This window comes from Pirellulales bacterium, assembly GCA_019694435.1.
GTDB lineage: Bacteria > Planctomycetota > Planctomycetia > Pirellulales > JAEUIK01 > JAIBBZ01.
The window spans coordinates 105,909-126,890 of record JAIBBZ010000014.1 but is presented as its reverse complement, the minus strand read 5'-3'; the positions used below and the strand labels follow the sequence as shown (position 1 = coordinate 126,890).

At 65.2% G+C, this 20,982-nt stretch carries 17 protein-coding genes and 1 pseudogene; 6 read left to right on the top strand and 12 right to left on the bottom strand.

Going from position 1 to position 20,982, the window contains the following annotated elements:
- Positions 1-135: 135 nt before the first annotated feature.
- The 3 genes from larA (at position 136) to K1X74_12665 (ending at position 6,450) form a co-directional block, all read left to right on the top strand.
- Positions 136-1,410: a nickel-dependent lactate racemase gene (gene larA / locus K1X74_12675; protein MBX7167175.1), complete on the top strand. Its 1,275-nt coding sequence runs from the start codon at positions 136-138 to the stop codon at positions 1,408-1,410.
- Positions 1,411-1,552: 142 nt separating this feature from the next.
- Positions 1,553-2,977: an efflux RND transporter periplasmic adaptor subunit gene (locus K1X74_12670; protein MBX7167174.1), complete on the top strand. Its 1,425-nt coding sequence runs from the start codon at positions 1,553-1,555 to the stop codon at positions 2,975-2,977.
- Complete coding sequence (locus tag K1X74_12665; GenBank protein ID MBX7167173.1) at positions 2,974-6,450, top strand: efflux RND transporter permease subunit; 3,477 nt, start codon at positions 2,974-2,976, stop codon at positions 6,448-6,450. The genes K1X74_12670 and K1X74_12665 overlap by 4 nt, the downstream gene beginning before the upstream one ends.
- Before the next feature lie 15 nt (positions 6,451-6,465).
- Here K1X74_12665 and K1X74_12660 read toward each other — a convergent pair whose 3' ends face one another.
- The 11 genes and pseudogenes from K1X74_12660 to smpB form a co-directional block, all read right to left on the bottom strand.
- Positions 6,466-7,596, bottom strand: coding sequence for a terpene cyclase/mutase family protein (locus K1X74_12660; GenBank protein MBX7167172.1), 1,131 nt, complete (start codon positions 7,594-7,596; stop codon positions 6,466-6,468).
- Positions 7,597-7,807: 211 nt separating this feature from the next.
- Positions 7,808-8,095 (bottom strand): co-chaperone GroES, encoded by a 288-nt coding sequence (locus K1X74_12655; GenBank protein MBX7167171.1) that lies wholly within the window; start codon positions 8,093-8,095, stop codon positions 7,808-7,810.
- Positions 8,096-8,438: 343 nt separating this feature from the next.
- Positions 8,439-8,891, bottom strand: a complete 453-nt coding sequence (locus K1X74_12650) for a hypothetical protein (GenBank protein MBX7167170.1) — start codon at positions 8,889-8,891, stop codon at positions 8,439-8,441.
- A gap of 133 nt (positions 8,892-9,024) precedes the next feature.
- Positions 9,025-9,876 carry a signal peptidase gene (locus K1X74_12645; GenBank protein ID MBX7167169.1) on the bottom strand — a complete coding sequence of 284 codons (852 nt, stop codon included), beginning with the start codon at positions 9,874-9,876 and terminating at the stop codon, positions 9,025-9,027.
- Positions 9,877-9,957: 81 nt separating this feature from the next.
- Positions 9,958-11,082, bottom strand: coding sequence for a hypothetical protein (locus K1X74_12640; GenBank protein MBX7167168.1), 1,125 nt, complete (start codon positions 11,080-11,082; stop codon positions 9,958-9,960).
- 25 nt (positions 11,083-11,107) lie between these two features.
- Positions 11,108-11,587, bottom strand: coding sequence for a DUF3299 domain-containing protein (locus tag K1X74_12635; GenBank protein ID MBX7167167.1), 480 nt, complete (start codon positions 11,585-11,587; stop codon positions 11,108-11,110).
- Positions 11,588-11,871: 284 nt separating this feature from the next.
- Positions 11,872-12,564, bottom strand: coding sequence for a DUF4190 domain-containing protein (locus K1X74_12630; protein MBX7167166.1), 693 nt, complete (start codon positions 12,562-12,564; stop codon positions 11,872-11,874).
- A gap of 527 nt (positions 12,565-13,091) precedes the next feature.
- Positions 13,092-14,237 (bottom strand): annotated as a pseudogene (locus tag K1X74_12625) (hypothetical protein).
- Positions 14,238-14,321: 84 nt separating this feature from the next.
- Positions 14,322-15,851: an ABC transporter permease gene (locus K1X74_12620; GenBank protein ID MBX7167165.1), complete on the bottom strand. Its 1,530-nt coding sequence runs from the start codon at positions 15,849-15,851 to the stop codon at positions 14,322-14,324.
- Positions 15,848-16,519 (bottom strand): ABC transporter ATP-binding protein, encoded by a 672-nt coding sequence (locus K1X74_12615; GenBank protein MBX7167164.1) that lies wholly within the window; start codon positions 16,517-16,519, stop codon positions 15,848-15,850. The genes K1X74_12620 and K1X74_12615 overlap by 4 nt, the downstream gene beginning before the upstream one ends.
- A gap of 104 nt (positions 16,520-16,623) precedes the next feature.
- Positions 16,624-17,118, bottom strand: a complete 495-nt coding sequence (gene smpB, locus K1X74_12610; protein MBX7167163.1) for an SsrA-binding protein SmpB — start codon at positions 17,116-17,118, stop codon at positions 16,624-16,626.
- Positions 17,119-17,342: 224 nt separating this feature from the next.
- Here smpB and K1X74_12605 point away from each other — a divergent pair, with 224 nt between their 5' ends.
- The 3 genes from K1X74_12605 to K1X74_12595 are packed head-to-tail and all read left to right on the top strand — an operon-like array spanning position 17,343 to position 19,277.
- Entirely contained in the window at positions 17,343-18,110 is a 768-nt protein-coding gene (locus K1X74_12605) for a hypothetical protein (protein MBX7167162.1), read from the top strand.
- Positions 18,100-19,008 carry a lipoyl synthase gene (gene lipA, locus K1X74_12600; protein MBX7167161.1) on the top strand — a complete coding sequence of 303 codons (909 nt, stop codon included), beginning with the start codon at positions 18,100-18,102 and terminating at the stop codon, positions 19,006-19,008. Before K1X74_12605 ends, lipA begins: the two co-directional genes overlap by 11 nt.
- 5 nt (positions 19,009-19,013) lie before the next feature.
- Entirely contained in the window at positions 19,014-19,277 is a 264-nt protein-coding gene (locus tag K1X74_12595) for a hypothetical protein (GenBank protein MBX7167160.1), read from the top strand.
- Here K1X74_12595 and K1X74_12590 read toward each other — a convergent pair.
- On the bottom strand, positions 19,237-20,970 hold the full coding sequence (locus K1X74_12590; protein MBX7167159.1) for a glycosyltransferase family 39 protein: 1,734 nt from the start codon (positions 20,968-20,970) through the stop codon (positions 19,237-19,239). The two genes, K1X74_12595 and K1X74_12590, sit on opposite strands and share 41 nt — an antisense overlap.
- Positions 20,971-20,982 lie beyond the last annotated feature (12 nt).

Below are 20,982 nucleotides of genomic sequence, written 5' to 3'. Positions count from 1 at the left end.
GCGGGTGGCGATGCCGGCAACGCCGCGGCCCGCAAGGCCGCCGCTGCCGGGGCCAAGGGCGCGGGCAAGAAGTAATCCGGCTGACGCTCGTCAGCCGCAGCAGCACGCATCCCCCTTCTGCGCGGCGAACAATTCATGCGCGTCACGCTTGAATACGGCCGCACCGGTCTGCAAGTCGAGTTGCCCGACGACCGCGTCGTGCGCACGCTCGGCTATAAGGCGGCCGAACCCCTCGTCGATCCGGACGCCACGGTCCGCAGGCTGCTGACCGCGCCGCGCGGGCAATTGCCGCTGGCCCAACTGGCCGCGGGGCGCCGCGATGCGTGCGTCGTGGTCAGCGACATCACGCGGCCCGTGCCGAACCGGGTCATTTTGCCGCCGATTCTCGAGACGCTGCACGCCGCCGGTATTCCGCGCGAACGCGTGCTGATCCTGGTCGCGACCGGCATGCATCGGGCGACGAATCCGACCGAGCTGGTCGAGATGCTCGGCGAAGACATCGTGCGCGACTACCGCGTCGAGAATCACGACGGTAAGCAGCTCGCCGAGCACACCTATCTAGGCGACAGCCCCCGCGGCGTGCCGATCTGGATCGACAGCCGCTACGTACAGGCCGATTTGAAGATCACCACCGGCCTGATCGAGCCGCACTTGATGGCCGGCTACTCGGGCGGACGGAAACTGATTTGCCCCGGTCTGGCGGCGCTCGAAACGATCAAGATCTGGCATGGCCCGCAGTTTCTCGAGCACCCGAACGCCGATTGCGGCATTCTCGCGGGGAATCCCGTCCATGAAGAGAATACCTGGATTGCCCGCCGCACGGGGTGCGATTTCATCGTCAACACGGTGATCGACGCGAAACGGCAGATCCTCGCGATCGTGGCTGGCGACATGGAGCAGGCCTTTCTGCAAGGCGTCGAGATTGTGCGCGGGATCGTCACCGATACCGTGACCGAACAGGTCGATATCGTCGTCACCAGTTCGGCCGGCTACCCGCTCGACACGACGTTCTACCAGTCGGTCAAAGGTCTCACGGCGGCGCTGCCGATCGTCAAGCAGGGCGGCACGATCATCATGGCCGCGAGCCTGAGCGAAGGAATCGGCAGCCCCGAGTTCACGCAGTTATTCGACGAGCACGCGTCGCTCGAGGGGTTCATCCAGCGCATCCTGGGCAAGGATTATTTCGTGATGGACCAGTGGCAGCTCGAAGAGCTGGCCAAGGTGCGGCGTAAAGCCGCGGTGAAGATTGTCAGCGACGGCTTGCCCAAAGTTACGCTCGATCGATTGTTCGTCGAAGGTGCGGCGAGCGTCGAGGCCGCCGTGGCGGAGGCCCTTGCACAGCACGGACCTACGGCGCGCATCGCCGTGATCCCCAAGGGGCCTTATGTTCTCGCCCAGCTCGCGGCCTGACCATCCGGCTTAGCGAATTTTAACCCGATGATCGACTCTGCCTCGCTAAAATCGAGGCAGAGTTGTCAGAATCGCGATGGCCCACCAGGGCATCGTTTCGGAATGCTAAGGCCAACTCGTGTATAGCGACGAAGGGCCACGCATGCAGTCCACTCTCCGATCACGACCGACGTGGGTGGTCCGACTGGTCTTGCCCGTCTTCGCGGTTGCTGTCGCGACCGTGGCGGGCTATTGGTTCATGCCCGTTGTGGTGCAACATCTGCGGCAGCAGCCGCCCGCTAAGGGACCTGCGGCGTCGGCTGTGGCCGAGTTGCTGCCCGGCCAAACGTCCAGCTTCCGTTTAGCGAAGTCGACCGTGGCATCGCTGGGGATCACCTGGCGCCAGGCCGAGCCGGTGCAGCGTCCCCAGCAGATTTCGCTATCGGGCAAGTTGTTTATCGATCCGAATCGCCTGGTCAGCGTCAATGCCCGCTTTTCCGGCGAAATTGTCGCCTTGCGCCGGCACGGATTGAACACCGAAGATCGGGTCACGCGCGCGGCCGACGACTGGCTGCGGTTTGGCGATTCGGTGACCCAAGGCGAATTGTTGGCGGTTCTGTGGAGCCGCGAGGTCGGCGACGAAAAGAGCGACCTGGTCGATGCGACTTCGCGCATGCGGCTCGATGAGCAAACACTCGCTCGTCTCAAGTCGCTGGAGCCCAGCGGCGCGGTCGCCGAACGAGTCGTGCGCGAAGCTCAACGCAATCTTGAGGCCGACTTGATTGCGGCCAATCGCGCCGAGCGAACGCTGCGCTCGTGGCGTTTCTCCGAAGAGGAAATCGGCGAGATCAAGGCCGAGGCCGAGCGTCTGCATGCCCAACCTCAAGAACAGAATTCTGAAATTGAACGTCGCTGGGCCGAAGTGGAGATCCGCGCTCCTTTGACCGGCGTAATCGTCGAGCACAACGCACCTGTCGGCGACGTGGTCGACGCGGGCGACGTGCTGTTCAAGATCGCCGACCTGCACCGCTTGGGTGTCGTCGTGAATCTGTATGAGGATCAACTCCCGCAAGTGCTGCGATTGGAAGCGGCCCTGCGCCGGCTGAAAGTCCGCGTGGCGAATGATCCGACCGGTCCGGAAATCGTCGTGCCGATCGAACGGATCGGCGACGTGATCGATCCCAACCAGCACACCGTCGCCGTGATCGGCTGGATCGACAATCCGGAGGGCCGCCTGCGGTCGGGGCAGTTCCTCACCGCCACCATTGATCTACCGCCGCCGTCGGACGTCGTGGTGCTGCCGACCACGGCGGTCATCGACCAGGGGACGTTGGGATTGATCTTCGTGTCGCCGGCCCGCGATGCGACAGTGTTCGAACGCCGCAAGGTGGTGATCGTGCACCGTTCGGCGGATGCGATTTGGATTCAGGCCAATCCATCCGAACAACAACGTCAGGCGGGCGCTCAGCCGCTCGAACCGGGCGCCTGGGTAGTTTCGTCCGGCGTGCTGGCTTTGTCCGGTACGCTGAGCGACCTCGATGCCGAGGCGACGCCTGAGCCTCGTTTGACAGGGATTTCACCCCCGTGATTCTCCGACTGATTCGTTGGGCGATTCACAACCGGCTGGTCGTGTTTCTGTTGGGACTCGCCTTGGCCGCGGTGGGCGGCTATTCGTTCGTGCACGTCAACGTCGAGGCCTATCCCGACCCCGCGCCGGCGATCGTCGAGGTGATCAGCCAGTACCCCGGGGCGTCCGCCGAAGAGGTCGAGCGGCAGGTCACCGTGCCGTTGGAAGTGGCGCTGGCCGGCATGCCGGGCCTGCAATACACCCGGTCGAAATCGCTATTCGGCCTGTCGCACCTGCGCAACCAGTTCAAGTATGGCGTCGACTTCAACACGGCAAAGCTGGAAGTGCTGAACCGGTTGCACGCCTTGGATCTGCCCGATGGCGTGACTCCAGAGCTGGCGCCGACCTCGCCCACGGGCGAGATTTATCGCTATTTCCTCGGCAGCGTCGCGACCGATGACGGGGAGCCCGTCTATTCGATTCGCGACCTGAAAACGATTCAGGACTACGTGCTCGAACGCGAGTTCCGGCGCGTGCCGGGAATTGCCGACGTCGTCAGCTTCGGCGGCGCGGTCAAGCGCTACGAGATCCAGCCCGATCCGGATCGCCTGAAGCAATACGGGATCACGCTCGCGCGTTTGGAAGCGGCGATTGCGGCCAACAACCAGAATGCCGGCGCGGACTACCTGGTTCAGCCGCACGAGGTGTTGGCCGTTCGCGGGCTGGGTTTGCTCGGCGGCGGCAAGGACCCCTTCACTCCGCTGCTGAGCTGGCAAGACCCTTTGGCCGCCAGCCGGCAATTGGCGATCGAGGATCAGCGCCGCATCGAAGAGATCCGTCGCATCGTGCTGGCGACTACGAACAACGTGCCGATCCGAGTGGCCGACGTGGTTGCTGCCTCGCCCAGCACGGATGAAGAATCGCCCCACGGCGTGATCGTCGGCCAGCACACGCCGATGGGCCACGTGATGGTCAGTCTCCGCAAGGACGAGCAAGACCCCGCGGCGCCGCGGCGCTGGATCGACCACGACGACGTCGTGCAGGGAGTCGTCTTGCTGCGAAAGGGCGAGCAGTCGTTGCCGGCATTGGCCGCCGTGCACGACAAGGTCGACGAACTGAAACGCCCGGGCAAATTGCCCCCGGGGGTGAGCATCGAGCGCTTCGACGACCGTACCAACCTGGTCCGGCTGACCACCCACACGGTGCAGGAGAACCTGGTCGTCGGGCTGTTCCTGGTCACGGCCGTGCTGCTGGTGTTTCTCAATCACATCTCGAGCGCCCTGATCGTCGCGATCAACATTCCGCTGGCCCTGATGTTCTCGTTCGCGATGCTTTATCTGCGCGGTAAATCGGCGAACCTGTTGTCGTTGGGGGCCGTCGACTTCGGCATTATCGTCGACTCCTCGGTAATCATGGTGGAGGCGATCTATCGCTCGCTGGCCGCCGGCGAAAACGCCGACCTGCCCCTGAACGACCGCATCGTCAAGGCTTGCAGCAAGGTCGAATCGAGCTTGTTCTTTTCCACCGTGATCATGGTCGTGGCCTTGCTGCCGCTGTTCACCATGCAAGGTCCCGAGGGGCAGATCTTCGGGCCCATGGCCGATACCTATGCGTTCGCCTTGGGAGGCGCCTTGCTGCTTTCGCTGACCCTGTCGCCGATGTTGTGCCGGGTCTTTTTTGTCCGGTTGGGACGCGAGCGCGACAACTGGCTCGTGCGTAGCATCCAGAACTTCTACATGTGGCAGCTGCGCCTCGTGCTCGATCACCGCTGGATCGCGTTGGGGTTCTTCGGCCTGCTCGTCGCCGCGACGGCCGTGATCTTACCGTTCATGGGCATGGAGTTCATGCCCGTGCTCGAGGAAGGCAACGTCTACGTGCGCGGGACTTTTCCCGTGAACATCTCGCTGCAGGAGTCGACCGACAAATCGGAGCGGGCCATGCAGGTCATGAAGACGTTCGACGAAGCCCGGGCCGTGCTTTGCCAGGTCGGACGCCCGGACGACGGCACTGATCCCACCGGTTTCTTCAATTCCGAGTTCTTCGTGCCGCTCAAGTTGAGCGACGACTGGCCGCTGCTGGCCGAAAACGAGGGGTTCTTGCGCCGCTGGCTGTTCGGCGCCAAACGTCCGCGCACTAAGGAAGAACTGGTTGCGGCCATGAGCGATGCCCTGCAGCGCAGCGTGCCGGGCGTCGACTGGAACTTTTCGCAGATGATCCGCGACAACGTCATGGAGACGCTGTCGGGCGTCAAAGGGGAGAACTCGATCAAGATCTTCGGGCCCGATCTGGACCGCCTCGAGGATCTGGCCGAACAGGTCAAAGCCCGCCTGGTGCGCGTGCCGGGTGTCGCCGAGGCCGGCATTTTCAGCATCAAGGGGCAGTCGAACCTGGAGTTCTGCATCGATCGCGAAAAATGCGCGCAATGGGGCGTCGACGTGCAGAACGTGCAAGACCTGATCGAGACGGCCGTCGGCGGAAAAGCGTTCACCGAGATGATTCAAGGCGAGAAGAAATTCGACGTCACGCTCCGCTTTCCGGAGTCGCAGCGCAACAACGTCGAATCGATCCTCGATTTGCCGGTGGAAGTCACCGCCAACCGCGTGGTCACTCCCAACGGCGGCCCGCAGAACAACGCCGTCTCGCCGACGGGCACCGCGCTGCCCGAGCCGAGTTACTTGGGATCGGTACGTGGGGCAATCGCGGGCGAGGCGACGGCGCTACTGCCGCGCCGCCGCTTGCGCGACCTGCTGACGCCGCAATCTGAGACCGGCGAGCCCGACCCGCATGCGCCGTTCCTGCGCGAGGGGGCGTCGACGATCTCCCGGGAGCAGGGCGAACGGCTGGTGGCGATCAAATTCAGCGTCCGCGGACGCGACCTGGCAAGCACCGTGGCCGAGGCGCAGCGCGCCTGCGACCCGTTGGTGACGGGCGCCTACCGCACCGACTGGAGCGGTGAATTCGAGCAAATGCAATCGGCGATCAGCCGCTTGCGCATCGTCGGCGCGCTGTCGCTGGTGCTGATCATGGTGATTCTGTACGTGGCGTTGCAGTCGCTGATGGACACGCTGGTCGTCATGTCCAGCGTCGTGGTGATGTTTATCGGCGGCGTCGGCGCGCTGTTCCTTTCGGGAGAAAACTTCAACATCTCGGCCGGCGTCGGTTTCATCTCGATCCTCGGCGTCGGCATCATGAACGGGCTGCTCTTGATCTCCGGCTTTAACGGCAATCGCCTCGCGGGCATGTCGCTTCGCGAGGCGATCGAGGCTTGCGTCGAGGTGCGCGTGCGCCCGCTGACGATGATTCCGCTGACGGCGACGTTGGGTTTGTTGCCGGCGGCGTTTTCGACCGCGATCGGCTCGCAATCGCAGCGTCCGTTGGCGATCGTCGTCGTTGGCGGCATGTTGATCAGCCTGGCGATGATCAACCTGGTCCCGGTGCTGTACAGCTATTACGGACACCGCGAGCCGCGCGCCCACACGGGGATTTCGCACTGACGCCGCCGCGAAGGGCTACGGCTTGGCTTCGCGGCAATAGCTCAAGGCCAGCAGCGCGTAGGCGGTGACCAGGTTGGCGTCGCCTTCGAGCCAGCGGCTGTTCGTGTTGACCCATGCGCCGTCGGCACGCTGCCGCTCGGCCAGCGCCGTCGCCAGATCGTGACGCCAGTTGTGCTTCGTGCCGTCGGCATCGGCAATCTCGGGCACGTCGAGCGCGGCCAGCGCCTTGGCAAACGTGTGGTAGTAGTAATACAGCCCGGCGTCGCCCATGCCAGGATTCTGATCGAGGCCATAGTGCTTTTGGATCCAGGTCAGCGCCGCCTTCACACGCGGATCATCGGGCCCGACGCCCGCGAAGATCATGCTCTTCAGACCGGCATAGGTCATCGATCCGTAGCTGCGCAGGCCGCCTTCGTCGGTCGTGCCGGCCATGCTTTCGCCGCCCGCGGCCACGGTGTAGTAAAAGCCGCCGTCGGGGTTCTTGGCGGCGAACTCACTGGTGTTGAATTCCGATTCGAGGTTCTGGCAGCGCGAGACGAAGATCAGCGCCTTCTGGACGGCCGGATCCTCGGGGCCGTTGCCCGCCGCACGCAAAGCGTCGAGCAGAAACGAGGTGTTCGAGAGGTCGGGCCGATTCTTGCGCCCATAGCCGGCGCCGCCGTAGTTGATGTCGCTCGATTGTTTACCTTCGCCTTCGTCCCATTGCAGGCCCTTGATGAACGCATCGGCCGCGGCGAGCTGCTTCGCATAGCGCCCGTCGCGATTGGCCTCGGCCAGGCAGACCATGGCGATACAGGTTTCATAGTTCTTGTTCGTGCCGGCGGGGTTGTAGATGCCGCCGTCCGGTTGGATGAGGCCCTCGATGTATTTCAGGCCCTTGGCCACGACCGGATCGTCGACCGAGCGGCCGTTGCGCAGCAGCCCGGCCACGACCAGCGAGGTCACCGCGGGGCTCGCCGCGGACGAAAACGACCCATCGGCGGCCTGGCCTTGGGTGCTCAAGTACGAAACGGCCTTCGCCGTGCAATCGGCGATCAGCTTGGCCGGCGAAGGCGCAGGATCTGACGCCCGCGCTGCGCCCAGGCCGAATTGCAGGCCCAGCCCCACGACAATCCCACCCACCGCGACGATCGATCGAGCCAACATCGGAGTGCCTCGCTTACTGTTCGAACTTGGAAGATCACGGCGGGCCAAGCCACGGGCCCGCGGGTGCCGGTTGGGTGCCTACGAACGTATTCTTGCCGCGTCGCCGCGGGTCGGGAAGCCGTCTGCCGGGGGAATTTGGGCGGCGTTGATCGATCGGCCTGGCAGCAAGCACTTCTGCCGTTGCCGACAAGGACGGTTACCGTGAGATGGCCTAGTCGAGGACGGCCAGGATGTCGGCCTCGCGCAAGACGAGCAGCGTGTCGCCGTTGACTTGCACCTCGTTGCCGGCGTAGGCGGAGAACAACACCCGGTCGCCTTCGTTGACCTGGAGCGGCACGCGGCGCTTACCGAGCAGCAGGCGCCCATCACCGACGGACAACACCCGGCCTTGTTGCGATTTTTCGCGCGCCGCCTCGGGGAGGACGATCCCGGCGGCCGTTCGGGTTTCGGCCTCCAGCGGCTTGACGACGACATTGTCGCCGAGCGGAACCAATTTCATGACAAGTAGCGCACCTGAGAAATCGATCGAGCATGCGGCATGTGCGCCGCAGTCAGGTTGCCTGGAATTCCCCTGCTCCGGGACAGATTCTCGCACGAGCGGGAGAGACAATCAATCGGCCGGTCCGCTGAAGGCCGACCGATTCAGCCCGCGTTCCAGGCCCAGGAGGCCAGCAACAGGAGCCAGGTCGCCAGGATCGCCGCGGCGATTGCCGCCCTCCAGCGCTGCCGCGACGTCGGACGCGGCACCTCGCGCAAGCGACGGGGGATCGAGGCGAACGCCGATCGCCCAGAGTCGGACGGGCTTGCTGGGCGCGACTCGTGCTTGCCTCGCGTGGCGCGGGTCATTTGCTCACGGGCGGGATTTCGATTTCGTAGCTCTGCTTAAACGCCGTTTCGAAATCGTAGACGTTGTCGAAGTCTTCGCGGCGGTCTTCGGGCGTCTTGCGCATTTGCTTGATGCGAATCAGATTGAACACGATCTCGCCGAAATCGCCCGTGTTGCTCACGCCCCAACTCTCCAGCACGCACTTGGCCAGATAGCCGTACTGCTGCAGGGCGTACATGCGGATGGCCTCGCAGAGCTGCTGGCCCGTCAGGTGGCGCTCGCCGCCGCTCGATTCCTCTTCCGGTTCTTCGGGGTCGAGCGGTTCGCTGGCTTTCTCAGTGCCCATCCCGAGCACCTGCTGCGCGAAGCTCAGGGCCTCGAATACGAATACATACGCATCGACCTTGTAGCGCTTGTCGCGCTTAAGCAGGTTGGCGAGCGGTCCCGTGGCTTCGAGCATGGTGGGCAAAAAGTCGTTTCGGCAGGCTGGCGGTGAGCGGGTGCGGTCCGGCTGGGCAAACTCCGCACCGCGCGGCCGTTAGTGTTGCATTGTGGCAGGCGGGGACCGTCTCGGCGAGTCGCGGACCGCGCGGCGGGCTGTCTTACTCGGGCTCGGGCTCGGCCGTTTTGCGGCCGCCGCCCGGCTTGCCTAATACAGTGAGCACATCGCTCGCGGGAATCAACACCCGGCGGTGATCTTCGGTTTCGACGAGCAACTGGGCGGCGAGGATCTCCTGGGCCAGAACACGGGCTTTGCCTTGCTTGGTCACCACGCTGCTGCCGACGGACGGTAGCTCCTTTTGCAAGGCCTCGTACGTGTCGTACTCGTAACGCAGGCAGCACTTCAAACGCCCGCACCGGCCCGAGATTTTCGTCGGGTCGAGCGTGGCTTTTTGCAGCTTGGCCATTTTCATCGACACGGGCGGCATCTCGCTCAGGTGCGTATTGCAGCAGACCGGCTTGCCGCAGTCGCCAAAATCGGCCAGCAGCTTCGCCTCGTCGCGGACGCCAATTTGTCGCATCTCGATACGGGTCTGGCATTCTTGGGCCAGATGTTTGACCAACTCGCGAAAATCGACGCGGTTCTCGGCGAGAAAGTAGAACACGATCCGCTCACCCCCGAAGATGTGCTCGACGTCGACGAGCTTCATCTCCAGGCCTAGCTCGCGGATGTGTCGCTCGGCCAATTCGAATTCGCGCAGCTCCTCGCCGTGCAGACGCGCCGCATCGTGCTCGTCGTCGGGCGACATGGACCGGAGGATCTGGCCCCGCGGGGGCGACTCGGGCAGATGGGTCAGGGCCGCATCGGTGGCCTCGCACAGCACCTCGCCGACTTCCTGGCCGCGGTCGGTGCGCGTGATCACTCGGGTCGAGCGCGCAAACGAATCGCCGCGCGACGTAGTGAACACGCCGAGCGTCCGCGTTGCTCCGTGACGGACGATGTAGCGGGGCATATCGACAGTCGGCGACCGGGAAATCGCAAAGGCAAAGCGGGGTAGTATATCGCCGGCGCAAAGTGCCGGCCAGCGCAATGCTTACGGCGCGGCCGATCCTTCGAACCCGCCCAAGCGATCGAGTTCGTCGAGCACTGCGGCAACGCCTTGAGGGTCGCGCTGCTTGAGCGCGGCCAGTTCCACGGCCGCCTCGGCGCGTGGACAATTCGCCAGGTATCCAATCACGGCCCGGCGCGTGCCGGCCGGCGTGCTCGGCGCCCGGTCGTAGAGCGCGGCGACCTGTTCCAGGCAGTCCCAGTCCTGCCAACGCGCCAGATCGACGATGGCCGCTGCCGCGAAGCCAGGACGTTTGAGGAACTGCCGCATCGACCTGGCCACGCGCTCGGGCGGGATGTCCTTGCCGAATTCGTAGACGAATCGCAACGTCTTGACGGCATGGCGCAGGTCGCCCTCGGGCGCATCGGGCACGGCCAGCAGTCGCTGATCCAACGTGTCCAGGGCCCCTTCGCCGCCGGCCAGCAAGAACCCGCCGAGGATACCGTCGAAGCCAGCACGAAAATCGTCGCTCGGTTCGCTGACCAGCCGCCTCAGGAACTCGAGGTTTGCTTGCCGCTCGCGTTCGGGCCGTGGCAGCCCAAGGGCTACGCCGTAAAACCCCTTGCGGTGTTGCGGCACGCGCTCGTCGAGCAGCCAGGCTTGCAGTCGAGCGCTTGCCAGTCCATCGCTGGCTTGCGCCACGACGTCGTAGGGCGCATGTCCGAATTCGAGGTATGCGTCCTCGGCAATGGCCGGCTGGGGGTGTTCGAGATACCGGGCGAAGTAGCGCAATCGCTGGGCGCCAGGCTCGCGCAGCGACGGAGCACGGTAGAAATAGCTCAGCAGCGTTTCCTCGGCGTCGACCGCCTTCCAGGCGATCTCCTCCCCGGCCGCGGTTCCAAATAGGATTGCCAGTTGGCCCGGCTTGCGCGGCACGTCGGCGGCCAACGTCAGCTCATCGGGCGGGGTTTCCCAGCGTTCGCGGCCTTTGACCAAGGCATGCAAACGAAAGCGCTGTTGATCGCCGGTCGCTGTGAGCACTTCGCCGACCGCCACGGCGACTGCGGCCTCGCGGCGCTGCGCGAGCGTCGGCTGCACGGCATTGCAGAAGGGACACGCGGCGACCTGCCCAGGCCCCGCCGAGGCGACGGCCACCAGCAGCACGGCCACGGCTCGGCCGAATCGCGCGCCAAGGCTATTCGGTCGATTCGCCGTCGAGATGAAAAATCGCCAGGTGTTCGCCATCGGCACCGAGGACCTCGTTGATCGTGAACTTTCCCTCGACGGCAATGGGTCGCGTGGTATAGCTGGTCGCCCGACCGGGCAGCATGTCGACCACGATACAGTCGTACAGCGCCGCGCCGGGGCCAAAGCAGCACTCCATGTTGTCGCGCACCAACACGAACTGCTTGATGTCACGCTGTTGGAAACTGGGCAGGATGTAGCCGCGAATCTTGATCCGCTGGCCGAGCAGCGCTTCGATCGACGCGGGGATCATGGAGCGCTCGAACGCCTCGCCCTTGTCGATGTCGAACTTGATCGCATCGAAGGTGATTTCGCTGGAGCCGCCAGGCGTGCTCACGGCCTTGCGGGTCGGCCGAACCACCTTGGGCGCGAGTGGCGCCTCGGTGGGAATCGGGCGATTGAAGCGACGGCCCGGATCGCGGGCCGCCAATTGCGGGCTGGGCTGCGGCGTGCCGCTTGCTGCGGTTGCATCCTGCGCGGCGGGCGGCGCGGAAGCCCCATCCCCGGCGGGTGCCTCTGTTGCTGGCGTCGCAGGGCTCGCAGCCTCAGAACTCCCAGCCGCAGGGGTCCCAGCCGCGGCAGCCACTGCCGGTGTCTCGGCGGCGGCTTCGAGGGACGGCGCCTCTTGGCAACCGCTCGCTACCAGCAGTGCGAGAACAACGCCGCAGGCAAGCGCGCGTCCAGCCTCCGGCGTTCGCTCGCGAGTGGTGCCGCTCATCGCAAGTAGTCCGCCGTCATCTGGTAGACCACTCCGCCCAGTTCGCCGGCCTTCGAAGGCGCGACTTGAAAGGTTCCGGCCACGTGGTGCATGCGCGGCGAATACTTCAAATGCAGTCCACCGGTAAGGGTCACATGGATCATATCGGTGATCTTCGGCTGGCCGCCGAAGCAGCATTGGCCGTTGTCGCGGACGAGCACGAATTTCGTGATGCCCTCGGCGTCCGATTCGTATGCCCCGGGATACACGTAGCCTTTGACGAACACTTGCTTGCCGTTGAGCGCCGTGGCCGAGGGCGGTACGTCGTCGGGCGGAGAATCGGCCGGCGGCTGCAGCAGATCGTAGCTGATTCGCTGGTACCCATCTGGCACTTCGGTGGCATAGCTGTAAGCCAGCCAACTCCAGCCGGTGGTTGCCAGCAACACCGAGATCACGATGCCGGCGCGGGCAAACCCCAGCCCCGCAAAGTCGTTGGGGGCCCGCTTGATCCGCACCCAGGCGATGATGCCCGTGACGACGCCCAGGATCGGCACAAATCCCAAGGCCGGATCGAGCCAGGCCACGACCGACAACACCCCGAGGATCAGGCTGAGCACCGCCAGCGGGCTCAGGCTCCGATAGCGCAGCACCTCGTCCTCGGGAGGCAAGCCGTCCCGGGAGCCGCGGGCGAAGTCGAACGTGGTACTCATGCGAAGGCCAGCCGAAACGAGTCGCCGTGAGGTTTCTACGCCGCCGATGACGGCCGGTTCGCCCGCAGCAGCAACTGGAAAGCCATGAACAACGCGCCGGCCACGAGCAACGGCGCGATATAGACCACAGGGCTGGTGCCTGCGCCCTGAGATTCGCCCGCCTTCGGGGTGGGCTTCCCGGTGGTCGCCGCGGGCGCGGCGGCTTCCGGCGCTTCGGCAGCCGGCTGCTGGCTCGACGCGGCCGTCTCTGCGGCCGGGGCCACGGGCGGAGTCGAGGCCGAGTCGGTTGGCGTGCTCGACGTCTCCGGCTCGGCGACCGGGGCAGGGGGGAGGTCGGAGGGCGTTCCGGCGACGGGCGAGCCGGTCGCGTTCGCTGAATCGGGCGACTCGGCCGTGGTGCCCGCGGGCTCCGTGGTCGAAGCAGTCGTCGCCGGCGCGGCATCTCCCGGCTCGGCCGCGTCGGCCGTAGCGCTGCCGGTGGTTGATCCCGGCGCCGTGGCTACCTGGGGATCGGCGCCAGCGGGCGCCAAGGGGAAGAAGCTATTGGCACGTTGCACGGCATCCGGATCGATCTTCGCCAGTTCGTCGATCTTGTCCTTAGCCGCGGGCAGTGGGCAGGCCCGCAGGTAGTTGATCACCGGCACACGGACCCAGGACGACTTCTCGTCGGCCGACTTGAACAGCTCGACCAGCCGATCGACGACCGACCAATCTTCCCACCGCGCCAGGTCCGGAATGACCAGGTCGGCGAGGTCGGGTCGATCGAGCATCAGCCGCAACGAGGCCAACAGCCGGTCCATGGGCAAGATCTTTTCTTCCTGCCCGTGGAACCGCAGCGCCATGATGGCCGAATACGTGTCGGTGTATTCGGCCTGGGTGTTCTTAAGAAACAGGTCGTCGACAAGCGGCAATCCGTCGGGCCCCTTAAGCGTGAGGTAGCAAGCGATCAGCGCATCGAGTGCCGTTTTTACCTCGCGGTCCTCGGACTTGATCATTTGCTCCAGCAGCGCGATGTCTTCCGGCTGGCCGCACACGCCCAGCATGGTCAGGTACAGCCGCCGATGGCTGGTCATGATCTTCGGATCGGCGATCCAGCCGAGCAGCTTGTCGCGATGCATGTGCGGCTTCAGGCCCAGCACTTCGGCGTACGGGGCCCGGGCAAACTCGTCGTACGCGTCGCGGGCCATCAGGTCGTCGGCGTCTTCGAGGTACTGTTCAAAGAAGACCAGCCGTTCCGGCCCCTTGGCGGGCAGGGCGGGCAGCTTGCCCAGATACTCCACGGCACGCGGCGACAAGGCGATGGGTGTAGACCATTGCGTGTCGGTCTTGCCAATGCCCATCAGCAGAAACTGCGCATCGTCGGGGTCCTGGCCGAAGTAAACCGCCTTGATCTCCTTGACGTCGCCTAGCGAGTCCTGGCCCTTGAGTACTTGCAGGATCTCGAACCCGGTCATTGGAGCCGGAGTGTCGAGCGGGGCATTCGGATCGGGAGCCGGCGCGCGGGCGACGATCTTGGCGATCACCACGATGTCGCTTTGCGCCATCTCCTCGCTGAAAGTCAGCGAAACGGCGCTGCAGAAGGGGCACGCCCAAGCGATCGCGGGCACGGCCAGCGCCGCCCCGGCCAATCCGAGACACAAGCAGGCCAGCCAGCGGCGCGAAACACGATTCATCGCCTCAACTCCAAAAAAAGCGTTCGCACCACACGGCGAGGCACGGCGAGCGGTTCGGGCATCGCCGAGCGCCACAGGGCAAACTCAGGGGGTTGCAGTGAGGGCCTTGGCGACATCGGTCCGATAGGCGGCGACCGCCGGCAAAAATCCGGCCAGCGCGGCCAGCACAATCAGGATCGGCACCAGGGCCAATTCCCAGATTATATCAATCTGCCAATTCCCAAGCTGATAGCTCGACAATCCGAACTGAAACGCTCCGATCGAGACCCCGGTTTGGGCTGTAATGATCGGGCTGAGCAGGGCGATCAACCCGTGACCGAGCACGACCCCCAAGAGCCCCCCCAATAGAGACAGGAGGATGGATTCGAACAGCACAATGGTTAGCACGGTTCCGCGCCGGGCACCCAGGGCCCGCATCACGGCGATTTCTCGCTGCCGCTCGGCCATCGAGTTGTAGATCGACACCATCACGCCGATGCTGGCCACGACCACGATCAGCCAGGCCAGCAGCAACAGGATCCGCTCCAGGTTGGCGACGATGCCTTCGAACAGGCTGAAGATCTCCCGGGCCGGCAGCACCGCCTGGGCGAAGGGTTCCTTGTTCACGGCCCGCGGCAACGACAGGGCGGCCAACGGGGTGCTCGTCCGCAGCAGGATGGCCGTTACTTCGCGTTGATCGACCGGTAGCGGCTCGTGGTGATGGCCGTGCTCGTCGTGGGCGTGGTCATGTTCATGATCGTGGTCATGATCATGCTCGGCGTGTTCGCCCTCGTGTGCATGGTCGTGCTCGCCTTCGTGTTCGTGTCCTTCGGCAGGATGTTCTTCGCCGTGCTCGTGCTCCGCATGCTCGCCCTGCTCGTGGTCACCATGTTCGTGGTCGCCGTGCTCGGCGTCGGAGTGTTCGCCCTCGACATGCTCGTCCTTCGGCGCCTCGGCCGGCTTCGGCTTCTTGGGGGCTTCCTTGGCGTGGCCATCGAGCAGGTAGAAGCCTTCCATGTTCACGAACAGGGCCCGATCGTTCGGCGTACCAGTGGGGGCCAGGATGCCCACGACATGGAAGGCGTCGTGCTTATGGCCATCGTCCGAGGTCACGCCGTGGGTGGGCTGGAACTCATCGCCCACCTTGAGACCGGTACGCCGCGCCACCTGGTCGCCGACCACCGCCGCGAAGAAATCATCCTGGTGAAAATTCTTGCCTTCGCGAAATTGGTAACGATCCCCCGGCGCATACTCGAGCTGCTCGAACATGGCCGGCACGGTGCCGACGACGCGGTAACCCTGGTAGTTGTCGCCCAGGCAATACGGGATCGCCACGGAGACCTGGCTGGCGTACTTTCCGCCGGGCAAGAATTCCTCGTAATACTTCCAAGGGACGTTTTCGATCGGCGTGCTGAGGTGATAAACGGTGTTGAGCACCAATTGCAGGCGGCCACCCTTGGCCCCGACGATCAGGTCGTAACCCGTGGCCGTCTGGGTGAACTGGCGTTCGACCACCGAATGGATGACCAGCACAGCGATGACCAGGGCCACGCCGAGGGCCATCGAAAAGGCCGTCAGGATCGAGGCCAGCCGCCGCTGGGCCAGGCTACGCCAGGCAATTTTCCACAGGCTCATGACTCGCGTGCCACCAGGTTGATGTCGTCGAGTCGCTCGAGGCGATCGAACTGCGTCGAAACGTCGTCGGAGTGTGTGACTACGATCAGGGCCGCGCCCTCGTCACGGCAGGTCTGCCGCAACAGGTCGACGACCTGTTGTTGATGCTTTGAGTCGACGTTGGCCGTTGGCTCGTCGGCCAGCACCAGACGCGGCTTGTTCGCCAGGGCCCGGGCCACGGCCACGCGCTGCTGCTCGCCGACCGACATCATCGGCGGCCGATGGCCGAGCCGATGCCCCAGGCCCACGCGTTGGAGCAGCGATCGGGCCCGTTCCGGGTCGGTGCGCTCGCCGGTGAAGGCCATCGACAACAGCACGTTCTCCAACGCCGAGAAGCCCGGCAGCAGGTTGAACGTCTGAAACACGTAGCCGATGCGCAGTGCGCGAAACCGGTCGCGGGCCGCTTCCGGCAGCTGCGTGATATCGGTGCCGTTGATTTCGACCGCGCCACTATCGGGGCGGCTGATGCCGGCGATGATGTGCAGCAGCGTGGTCTTGCCGCTGCCGCTGCGCCCGACCAGCGCGAGCTGCTCGCCCGCGGCGACCTGGAAATTGCGCACTTCCAAGATGCGCAGCGCCGAGCCGTCGGGCAGCAGGAACGTCTTGACCACGTCGCGCAACTGAAGCATGGGCGGCAGTTGTTAATGCAAATCAATTACAGGAGCTATTGGATTACAGTCCGATCAGCTTACCTGCCACGGGGGCGGTTCGCCAAGGGCCCTGGTAAGTGTGGCTAGCGGCGGCGCAAGGCGCGGGCCATCTCGCGTTTGGCGTCGGCCTGCTTCATCGTCTCGCGCTTGTCGTGCAGTTGCTTGCCGCGACAGATGCCCAGCAGCACCTTGGCCTTGCCGTCTTTGAAGTACATCTTCAGCGGCACGAGCGTGAGCCCTTTTTCGTAGGCCCGGCTGGCAAATTTGTTGATTTCGCGGCGGTGCAGCAGCAGCTTGCGCGGGCGGCGCGGGTCGTGGTTGAAGCGATTGGCCTGGACGTACTCGGCAATGTCGCAGCCCACCAGCCAAACTTCGTCGGCTTTCATGCGGGCATGGGCCTCGTCGAGCGAGATCCGACCGTTGCGCAGACTCTTGACCTCGCTCCCCACCAGCACGATGCCGCATTCCAAGGTGTCGAGCACCTCGTACTCGTGGCGCGCGCGGCGGTTCTGGGCGATCAATCGTTCGTTGTCGCTGGCCTGGTTGCGATCGCTTTTTTTCGAGGACTTGGCCGTAATTCGTCTCCTGTCTGCAATCGTCCCAACGGGCCGGCCACGGCCGCCAATCGCGCTTTTCCGGCGCAGCGGCTCTTGTTAGAGTACCTTGTGACGTGGCCTGCAGGGAAGGAACCAGGCGTGAACCATAACGTGCCCCGTCGGACGAGCGAGCCGTGCGCAGGCGACTGCACGCCGCCGCGGTTCGGGGATTTGCGCGTCAGGCAGACGTGCATGCGAGTCGAACGATGTCCAGAGTGCTCGTCAATATCGATGCTGCTTCCCCGGCCGACCCGGCGCCGGCGGTTGAGGCGTACACCTTGGGCGCGGTCGAATACGAATCGGCCCTCGCGCTGCAGCATCGCCTGGTCTATGAATGTACCGGCCGCGACGACGGGCAGATCGCCCTGTTGCTGTGCGAGCACGAGCCGATCGTGACCATCGGTCGCCACGGGTCCCGGGCCCACATCCGTTACCGTGACGACGAATTGCGCGCCCAAGGCCTGCCGATCCGCTGGGTGAATCGCGGCGGAGGCTGCCTGTGGCATGGGCCCGGCCAGTTGGCCGTCTACCCGATCGTGCCGCTACGGTTCTACGGGCTTTCGGTCGGCGCGTATCTCGATCGATTCCTGGGCAGCCTCTACGAGGCGCTGTTGCAGTTGAAGATGGGCACGTTGTCGTTGCGCGGCCGCCGCGGCATTTGGGGGCGAACCGGGCAACTCGTGGCCGTCGGCGCGAGCGTCAAATACTGGACGACCTATCACGGGGCCATCATCAATGTCGGGCCCACGGCGGCCGCCTGGCGCGGCATTCAAGCCGACCCCCAATCGAATCTGCGGATGAGTTCGCTCGTGGCCGAGCGGCAGCAGGCGGTCAAAATGGCGGCCCTGCGGTCGGCCGTGATCGATCAATTTGCCCGAGCGATGGGCATCGAACGGGTCCATCTTTACACCGGTCACCCGCTGCTGCGCGCCCCGCGGCCAGTGCCTGCCGCCCACGTGGCCCATGCTTCTTAACCTGCCGGTCATTTCTGCCGAGCCCGATCCCGAGCCCGCCCCGCGGCTGCCGCGTTGGCTGAAGCGCAACGTGCCCAAGGGGAATGCGAACCACTACACCTCGCGGCTGCTCGACGAGCTGCACCTGGCGACGGTGTGCGAGCATGCGCGGTGTCCCAACCGGATGGAATGCTGGTCGCAGAAGACGGCCACGTTCATGATCCTGGGCGAAGTCTGCACGCGGCCCTGCGGGTTCTGCTCGGTCGCCAAGGGCAAGACGCAGGCGGTCGAAGACGACGAGCCACAACGCCTGGCTGAAGCGGCCGCGCGGCTGGGGCTTGAGCACGTCGTGATCACCTCGGTGACGCGCGACGACCTGGCGGACGGCGGCGCCGAACACTTCTTTCGCTGCGTGCGAGCGGTCCGCGAGCGCGGCGCCATGTCGGTCGAGGTGCTCACGCCCGATTTCGCCGGCAACCGAGCGGCGCTGGGACGCGTCGTCGAGGCGGCGCCCGAGGTGTTCAATCACAATACCGAGACCGTGCCGCGGCTCTACCGCGCCGTGCGCGGCCGCAAGGCGAACTACCGCTGGACCCTCGAATTGCTGGCCGAAGTGAAGCGGCTCAACCCGGCCATTCGCACGAAGAGCGGCCTGATGCTGGGGCTCGGCGAGACGCGCGACGAACTGCTCGACACGCTGGCCGATCTGTTGGCGGTCGGCTGCGAGCTGCTGACGCTCGGGCAGTACCTGCAGCCTTCGCCCGAGCATCTGCCCGTGGTGCGTTATGTGACGCCGGAAGAATTCGAGGTGCTCGGCCAGTTGGCGCGCCGGATGGGATTTGCCCAGGTGGCCAGCGGACCGTTCGTGCGCTCGAGTTATCATGCCCGGGACATGGCCCAGGCGCCGCCGGCGAGTTGAACGCGATGCGCTGCCCGGTGGTGATGCCCGATCTGGGGTTGGGTCATGAGCCCGTCACGGCCAGCGTCTGGCTGGTCGAACTCGGCCAGTTGGTCCACGAGGGCGACCGTCTGCTCGAGGTGCTGGGCGAAAGCGTCACGGTCGATTTGCCGGCGCCGGCGCGTGGGCGGTTGAGCGAGATGCTCGTCGAAGCGGACGACCCGCTGCACGCCGGCCAGATCCTCGGTTTCATTGCGACCGACGAGGAGTCGTCGTCGCCGCCCGCCTGAGCCCGCCGCGGACCGGAAGCTCGAAGCGATAGTCTGCTTTCGCGCGGACGACAAAATACGCATCGGGACCGACGTCGCCTAGGACATAGGGCAGCGGGCCATAATCGCTGCTGTAAAAGCCGCACACGTTCATCCACATCGCGGCTGCGGCAGGGGCCACCGGCGCGTCGAAGCGCGCCAGCGTCTCGAAGGTCGTGTCGAAGGGCAGACCGGCCTCGACGTTCGTGTTATTCGTGGGGATGAACAAGACGTCTCCCCGCGCGATGGTCACGCCGTGGCGGTCGGTGTGCCGGGCACCGCGCCGGTCGAGGTAGTACTGAAAGCCCCAATGTCCCTGGTACCAGAGGGTGCCGCTGCGCCCGAACCGCGAGGCCAACGCCGTGGCGGCCGTGCGGGCCGACTTGGCCTGCTCGTAGTCGGCCCAGGTCACCAGCAGCGCGAGCGCGGCCGCGGCGATCCAGGGCGCCCATGGTAACGTCGCAAGCGAGCGCCGCTCGAGCCGCCGCGCCAGCAGAATGCCCAATGCCGGCGCTAGCGGCAACAAGCTGCGGGCATTGCTGGTCCAATTAACGAATCCGGCGAAGACGAAGGTGCCGAGGACCCACAGCAGCAGCAACAGCGTCTGGCGGTCGCGACTCGCACGGAACTCGGCCAGCGCCAGTGCGAGCGTGCCCAGCCCCAGTGCGGCAAAGGTCCCCAACTGAACGCCCAAGAGGGCCGGCGCGAGGGGCAGGTCCCGCGCATCGGGCCAGAACCTGCCGGCAAACATGGCCCCCACCAGCGCAGCCGCAAGGCATCCTAGTGCGGCTGCGAGCAACTGCGTCCGCGAAAGCAGAAACCAGGCCAAAAACGCGGCGCTGGGCAGGCAGCCGCCCAGCATGGCCAGCGCCACGATCGTCTGGGCGGGCAGCGAGCGTGCATGGCCCGACCAGTCGGCCGCGTATTGCCCTGCCTCGCTCAGCAGCCCGACGCCGTACCACTGTCGCGTGGTTAGCTGGTAAACGACTAGCGGCGCGACGAACATTGCCAGCGCGAGCGATCGACTCGCAAGGTGCCGTTTTTCGGCCGCCGGCCAGCACGCATAGACCAGCATCAACGGCAGCAGGCAAATGCCGAAGTACTTGGTGAGCGACGCGAGCGCCCCCAACAGCGCCGCGAGGATCAACCGCCAGGTGCTTCCGGTGTCGCACCCGACGACCCAGAAATAGATGGCCCACGTCCACAGGGCCAACAGCGGTAGGTCGCACATCAGCGTCGTGCTCGAGACGAGCATCGCGGGCGTGAGCAGCGCGCCGAGCGCTGCCGCGAGCGGCGTGCGGCACCAGCGCTCGGCCAGTCGATACGCGCCGGCCGTGGCGGCCAACGCCGGGATCCACATCGCCAGGTGCAGCACCCGTTCGCCCCAGCCGAAGCACGCGCCAAACGCCGCCAGCCAATAGCACGCCAAGGGCGGGTTCTGTGTGACCTGGTACATCGGCTCGGCTTGCCCATACCAGTTGACGTCGAAGCCGTAGAAATCGAGTGGATCGCGCAGCAGGTGCTGCGCAGTCCAGACGAACAGCGGATCGTCGACGTGCAACGGGCGATCGAGCCAGGCCCCGAGCAGCAGCACTTGTATGGCGGCCAGAAACGCCAGCTCCCGGCGGCGCCGCGCCACCGCTTCGCTACCGGTGGCTGTACCGGCGACGGCCATGGAAGGAGGTTC

Coding starts and splice junctions, on each gene's coding strand:
- K1X74_12605 (MBX7167162.1), top strand. CDS start 17,343: ATGTCCAGAGTGCTCGTCAATATCGATGCTGCTTCCCCGGCCGACCCG.
- K1X74_12660 (MBX7167172.1), bottom strand. CDS start 7,596: ATGTTGGCTCGATCGATCGTCGCGGTGGGTGGGATTGTCGTGGGGCTG.
- K1X74_12620 (MBX7167165.1), bottom strand. CDS start 15,851: ATGAGCCTGTGGAAAATTGCCTGGCGTAGCCTGGCCCAGCGGCGGCTG.
- K1X74_12645 (MBX7167169.1), bottom strand. CDS start 9,876: ATGCCCCGCTACATCGTCCGTCACGGAGCAACGCGGACGCTCGGCGTG.
- larA (MBX7167175.1), top strand. CDS start 136: ATGCGCGTCACGCTTGAATACGGCCGCACCGGTCTGCAAGTCGAGTTG.
- lipA (MBX7167161.1), top strand. CDS start 18,100: ATGCTTCTTAACCTGCCGGTCATTTCTGCCGAGCCCGATCCCGAGCCC.
- K1X74_12670 (MBX7167174.1), top strand. CDS start 1,553: ATGCAGTCCACTCTCCGATCACGACCGACGTGGGTGGTCCGACTGGTC.
- K1X74_12655 (MBX7167171.1), bottom strand. CDS start 8,095: ATGAAATTGGTTCCGCTCGGCGACAATGTCGTCGTCAAGCCGCTGGAG.
- K1X74_12590 (MBX7167159.1), bottom strand. CDS start 20,970: ATGGCCGTCGCCGGTACAGCCACCGGTAGCGAAGCGGTGGCGCGGCGC.
- K1X74_12615 (MBX7167164.1), bottom strand. CDS start 16,519: ATGCTTCAGTTGCGCGACGTGGTCAAGACGTTCCTGCTGCCCGACGGC.
- K1X74_12630 (MBX7167166.1), bottom strand. CDS start 12,564: ATGAGTACCACGTTCGACTTCGCCCGCGGCTCCCGGGACGGCTTGCCT.
- K1X74_12595 (MBX7167160.1), top strand. CDS start 19,014: ATGCGCTGCCCGGTGGTGATGCCCGATCTGGGGTTGGGTCATGAGCCC.